The sequence below is a fragment of the Micromonospora sp. NPDC049799 genome (assembly GCF_040656655.1).
Taxonomy (GTDB): Bacteria; Actinomycetota; Actinomycetes; order Mycobacteriales; family Micromonosporaceae; genus Micromonospora.
This window is the reverse complement of record NZ_JBFAMU010000353.1, coordinates 1-5,228: the sequence shown is the minus strand read 5'-3', so window position 1 is coordinate 5,228 and position 5,228 is coordinate 1. Positions and strand designations below refer to the sequence as shown.

The 5,228-nt window shown below is 74.0% G+C and carries 5 protein-coding genes; 2 read left to right on the top strand and 3 right to left on the bottom strand.

Annotation, left to right across the window (positions count from 1 at the left end):
- The coding region (locus AB0I76_RS21905; RefSeq protein WP_357038420.1) for a glycosyltransferase at positions 1–862 on the bottom strand (862 nt) is incomplete at its 3' end.
- Positions 859–1,596, bottom strand: a complete 738-nt coding sequence (locus AB0I76_RS21900; protein WP_357038417.1) for a class I SAM-dependent methyltransferase — start codon at positions 1,594–1,596, stop codon at positions 859–861. The genes AB0I76_RS21905 and AB0I76_RS21900, both read right to left, overlap by 4 nt.
- Positions 1,597–1,745: 149 nt before the next feature.
- Between AB0I76_RS21900 and AB0I76_RS21895 the strand changes: the two genes are divergently transcribed.
- Positions 1,746–2,381 (top strand): cyclase, encoded by a 636-nt coding sequence (locus tag AB0I76_RS21895; RefSeq protein WP_357038414.1) that lies wholly within the window; start codon positions 1,746–1,748, stop codon positions 2,379–2,381.
- Positions 2,378–3,547 (top strand): zinc-dependent alcohol dehydrogenase, encoded by a 1,170-nt coding sequence (locus tag AB0I76_RS21890; RefSeq protein WP_357038411.1) that lies wholly within the window; start codon positions 2,378–2,380, stop codon positions 3,545–3,547. Before AB0I76_RS21895 ends, AB0I76_RS21890 begins: the two co-directional genes overlap by 4 nt.
- Before the next feature lie 95 nt (positions 3,548–3,642).
- On the opposite strand, the gene AB0I76_RS21885 is transcribed toward AB0I76_RS21890, so the two are convergent.
- A complete protein-coding gene (locus AB0I76_RS21885; RefSeq protein WP_357038409.1) occupies positions 3,643–4,890 on the bottom strand; it encodes a cytochrome P450 in 1,248 nt (415 codons plus the stop codon).
- Between the last annotated feature and the right edge of the window lie 338 nt (positions 4,891–5,228).

The following is a 5,228-nucleotide window of genomic DNA, read 5'->3' as shown; positions in this document are numbered from 1 at the left end:
GCAGCAGCCCCGGACGGCGGCACGCCACCCCCGCCGCCAGCGCCGGCAGGACCGCGAGCGCGGCCACCAGGCGGGCGGGCTGGGCCAGGTCGTCGTACGCCTGACGCACCCGTTGGCCCAGGAAGTGGGCGGTCTCCGGCGGGAGCCGGCGTACGTAGAGACCCGCCGGCGCCGCCTCGGTGCCCCCGTACGCGCGCACGGTCCGGATCAGCTCCAGGTTCTCGAAGAGCACATCCGGGTCGTACCCGCCCATGGCGAGGAAGGTGCTCCGGCGTACCGCCAGGGTGCCCGGGTAGTCGGTGCCGAGGGCGCGGTTGAGCAGGGTCCGCCCGGTGTCCCAGTACGCGTGCCAGGGCAGCGGGTCGAAGTAGTTCTGCGGCCGGACCAGGTCCACCCGGTCGAGCAGGGCGTGCACGGCGCGCAGCCCCGCCTCGTCGTACCGGACGTCGTCGTCGGCGATCACCACGTGCTCGTGCCGCGCGTCGGCGACGCCGGTGAGCACACCGCGCACCTTGCCGTTGACGCCGGGAAGCGCGGGATCGGGCGGGATGTGGCGGACCAGGCCGCGCCAGGCCAGCTCGTGGCGGGCGAAGACCTCCGGCGGTGAGCCGTCGACGACGGTCACGTCGACCCGGGAGGCGAGCCGGCGCAGGTATCCGGTCAGCTCGGTCAGGCCGGTGTCGTCGGTCCAGCGCAGCGGCAGGACGTACGCCATCGGGAGCCGGCGGGACGGTGCCACCGACCAGCCACCGGCGGTGGGTGCCCCACCGGGGGCCGGCGCGGCGGCGGCCCGGGGGGACGCGGCCGTGTGGTGCCGGTCGTTGCCGGGCACGCCTCCGGCCGGGCGGGCCGGGGCGCTCATGCCGACTCCGGACGCCGGTAGACCGACACGTGCGTGCGGCTGTCGTCGGTGAAGGGCCGGCCGGTCCAGTCCGCCCAGCGGTGCTCACGGCGCATGCCGGCCAGCTCGGCCATCAGGTCCAGCTCGGCCGGCCAGGCGTAGCGGTGGTTGGCCGGCAGCAGGCGGACCCCGGTGTCGGTGAGCCGGATCTTGGTGGTGGTCATCCGCTGCTCGGCGGGGTGCAGGAGGGCCGCCTCCAGCAGCACCTCGTCCTCGGTCACCCGCAGCGGTCGCAGAGCGCTCCCGGCGCGGAAGGCGCCCGGGTCGGGCACCCACGCCTCGACCACGAACCGGCCACCGGGGCGCAGGTGGGCGGCGGCGTTGCGGAAGCAGGCCACCTGCGCGGCCTGGTCGGGCAACGCGAAGACGGTGTTGAAGGCGAGCACCACCAGGGTGAACCCGCCCGGCACCCGGGTCGACGCGAAGTCACCGACGGCCAGCTCGACGGCGTCGCCGCCGGGCTTGGCCCGCAGGCCCTCGACCATCTCCGGGGAGCCCTCGATGCCGGAGACGGGGATGCCACGGGCGACCAGCGGCAGTGCGATCCGCCCGGTGCCCACCCCGAACTCGCAGACGGGTCCACCGTCGGCCAGCGCCGCGAGCCGTTCCACCGCGGCGGCCGGATCGAGGTGGGCGTACGCCTCGTCGTAGACGTCCGCGACATGCCGCCCGTACGCGCTCGGATCGAAGGTCAACGGGGCCTCCCGTCGAGGGTGGGTGCCCGCAGCAGGTGCCCGGATACCGGCCGATCAAACCGGTTCGTCGTTTCGGGGGGCCCCTGCCGGGTAGCGCAGCGTCTGAGGCGGGTGGTCCATCCCCGGGCCCCCCGGGTGGAGGAGACGTGATGACCAGCAATGGAACGAGGTGGGCGCTGCTCGGCGTCACCACGGCGACCGCGGTCGGCGTCGGTCGGGCGGTGGCCAGTCGGCGACGCCGGCACCAACCCGACCGGCAGGACGGCTGGTACGTGGTGCGTCGCGCGGTCACCGTCGACCGGCCGGTGGAGGCGGTGATCGGCTTCTGGACCGACCGGGAGCGGATGGACCGCGCGCTGGCCGAGTGGGCGACCCTGGAGCAGGTCGGCGACAACCGGTGGCGCTGCGTGGCCGTCGACCCGGCCGGTAGCGGCACCGAGTGGCGGGCCGAGATCACCGTGGACGGCCCCGGCCGGCTGCGCTGGATCGTGACCGACGGGCAGCCGCAGGAGGGCACCGTCGAGCTGGTCCCGGCGCCCATGGACCGGGGCACCGAGATCCGCGCCGAGCTGCGCTACCGCTCCGGAGCGCTGCGCCGAGCCGTCGGCCTGGCGACCAGCCACGAGCCGGACCTGGCGCTGCGGGACACGCTGCGCCGCGTGAAGTCCCTGGTCGAGTGCGGGCAGGTGCTCGACACCCGGCGGGACCCCTCGGGGCGTACGCCGGCACAGGAGATGGCCACCGACAAGGTCCGCGAGAAGCTGACGGCGGGAGGACGGGCGTGAGGGCGCTGTGTTGGGAGGGCGTCGGCAAGCTGGCGGTACGGGACGTGCCCGAGCCGGGTGTACGCGCCGACGGTGACGTCATCGTCAAGGTCCGGGCCAGCAGCGTCTGCGGCTCGGACCTGCACCTGATCAACGGGTTCGTGCCGGCGATGCGCGAGGGGGACGTCCTCGGCCACGAGTTCATGGGCGAGGTGGTGGAGACCGGGCCGGGTGTCCGGCGGCTGAAGGCCGGCGACCGGGTGGTGGTCGGCTCGGTGGTGGCCTGCGGCGGCTGCTGGTACTGCCGCACCGAGCAGTACTCGCTCTGCGACAACTCCAACCCGCAGCCCGTCTTCGCGGAGAAGCTCTGGGGGCACTCGCCCGCCGGCATCCTCGGCTACTCGCACGCCGCCGGAGGCTTCTCCGGCAGCCACGCCGAGTACGTCCGGGTGCCCTTCGGCGACGTCGGCGCCTTCAAGATCCCCGACGGGGTGCCCGACAACGCGGCGGTCTTCGCCTCCGACGCGATGCCGACCGGCTGGATGGCCGCCGAGTTCTGCGGGCTCACCGGCGGCGAGGTGGTCGCCGTGTGGGGCGCCGGCGGGGTGGGACAGATGGCGGCCCGGGCCGCCCAGCTCCTCGGCGCCGGACGGGTGATCGTGGTCGACCGTCTGCCGGAGCGGCTCGCCACGGCCGCGGACCGGCTCGGCGTCGAGACGGTCAACTACGCGGAGACCGACGTGCTGGAGGCGCTGCGGGAGATGACCGGCGGCCGGGGGCCGGACGCCTGCATCGAGGCCGTCGGCATGGAGTCGCACGACGTCGGCCCGACGTACGCGTACGACAAGGCGAAGCAGACCGCCCGGTTGCAGAGCGACCGGCCGACCTCGGTCCGGCAGGCGATCATGGCGTGCCGCAAGGGCGGCACGGTGAGCATCGTCGGGGTGTACGCCGGCCTGGTCGACAAGTTCCCGCTCGGCGCTGCGATGAACAAGGCACTGGTGCTGCGGATGGGGCAGATGCACGCGCAGCGCTACATCCCGATGCTGCTGGACCGGATCGCGGCCGGCGAGATCGACCCCGGCTACCTCGCCACCCACCCGATGCCGCTGGAGAAGGGCGTCCGGGGCTACGAGATGTTCGAGAAGAAGGAGGACGCCTGCCTGCGAACCGTGTTGCACCCGTGACTCCGGGCGCTGCCGCCCTCCTGGCGCTGACGGGTCGCAACCGGTCACCCGTCGGTCCTCCAGGAGGGCGTCCCCGCGCTGTCGGGTCGAGGCCGTCAGGCCGTCTGCCGGACGTTGGTGATCACGAAGCCGCTGGGCGGGAGCGCCGGCATGCGGTTCAGGCGGACCGCGAGGTCCTGCGGCGGGACGTCGTAGCTCATCGTGGTGGTCAGGTTGGTCACCGCCCGTTTCATCAACTCGATGGTGATCCACTCTCCGGCGCAGCGGTGCCCGGCCCAGTGCTCGCCTCCGCCCTGCGGGACGAGCCCGTACGGGTCGTCGCGCCAGCCGACGAAGCGCTCGGGGCGGAACCGTTCCGGCTCCGGCCAGAGGGTCGGGTGGTGGTTGGTGCCGTACAGGTCGAGCAGCACCCGGCGGCCCCGGGGGAAGTGGTACCCCTGCCAGTCGAACGAGCGGCGCACCCGGGCGGCGGTGACCGGGAAGAACGGGTAGTACCGGCGTACCTCCTGCACGAACTGCTCGGTCGCCTCGTCGTTTCCGCGGACCCCGTCCCGCCAGGCGGGGTGGTCGTGCAGCGCCAGAGCCGCGAACACCACGAAGCGGTCCACGGCGACGGTCGGGCGCAGGATGTTGAGCAGTTCCACGGCGGCGATCCGGCGGGGAAGCAGCCGTCCGGTGGAGTCCCGGTGCTCGGCGATGACCCGTAGCGCGCTTCCCGGCGGCGCGGTCAGCGTGCCGACGCGTTCGCGGTCGATGACGTCGCCGGCCCAGTGCTCCGCGCGCCGGCGGCCGAGCAGGCCCCGCCAGTGCCGGGGGCCGATCGCCGCCGGGCCGTCGATCATGGCTTCCAGGTCGGCGTTGCGCCGGGCCACCTCGGAGCCGGACAGCGGCACCCCGGCCCACGCGCAGACCGCCCGGGTGAGCATCCGGCTGACCTCGTCGAAGAGGACGACCGGCGCACCGGACTCCCACGCCGGGACACGCGCCCGCCACTCGTCGTCGAAGAGCTGACCGATGTGCCGGACCGCCGTCGGGGTCATGATCGACATGAACATGCGCTTGCGGTCGGTGTGCGCCGCGTCGTCCAGGCCCTGCACGCCACCGACTCCGGTGAGGGTGCGCTGGCCGCGCTTGGGCATCGCGCCGGCCCGCTTGAAGCGCCCGGTGTCGTAGAACAGCTCCACCGCCGCCCGGCCCCGCAGGCAGATCGTCGGTTCCAGCAGCAGGCGCGTCGTGAAGATGTCGCTGCCGTGCCGGTCGCAGCGGGCGCTGATGAACCGGTACCCGTCCCGCAGGAAGGCCGGGGTGCTGTCCAGGCCGCGTTCCGCCGGGATCGTCGCCATTGGGCCTCCTTGTCGTCTACGGCGCGTCTACCCAGGCGGAAGCGGCTGAATCCCTTCAGCCACCACCAAGCACACCCCACCCTCGACAGCTCGCGCACACCTCGCCCCCGGACGGCGGACCCGGCGGGCGGAAAGTTGTGGTCGCTGGCCCCTCCCAGGAGCGGAGGGACCTGGTTGGCTTCGTGGTGCAAGCGGTGCCGGGAAGGACCACGGGGAGGGCGTATGCGGGGGAACGGGTCGCCGTACTGGCGGCAGCAGCGGCTGCGGACGGCGTTGGCCGGCGCCGGCCGGGAGCCGGGGAGCGCGGCACTGATCGCGCCGCCGCGCCGGGTGGCCCG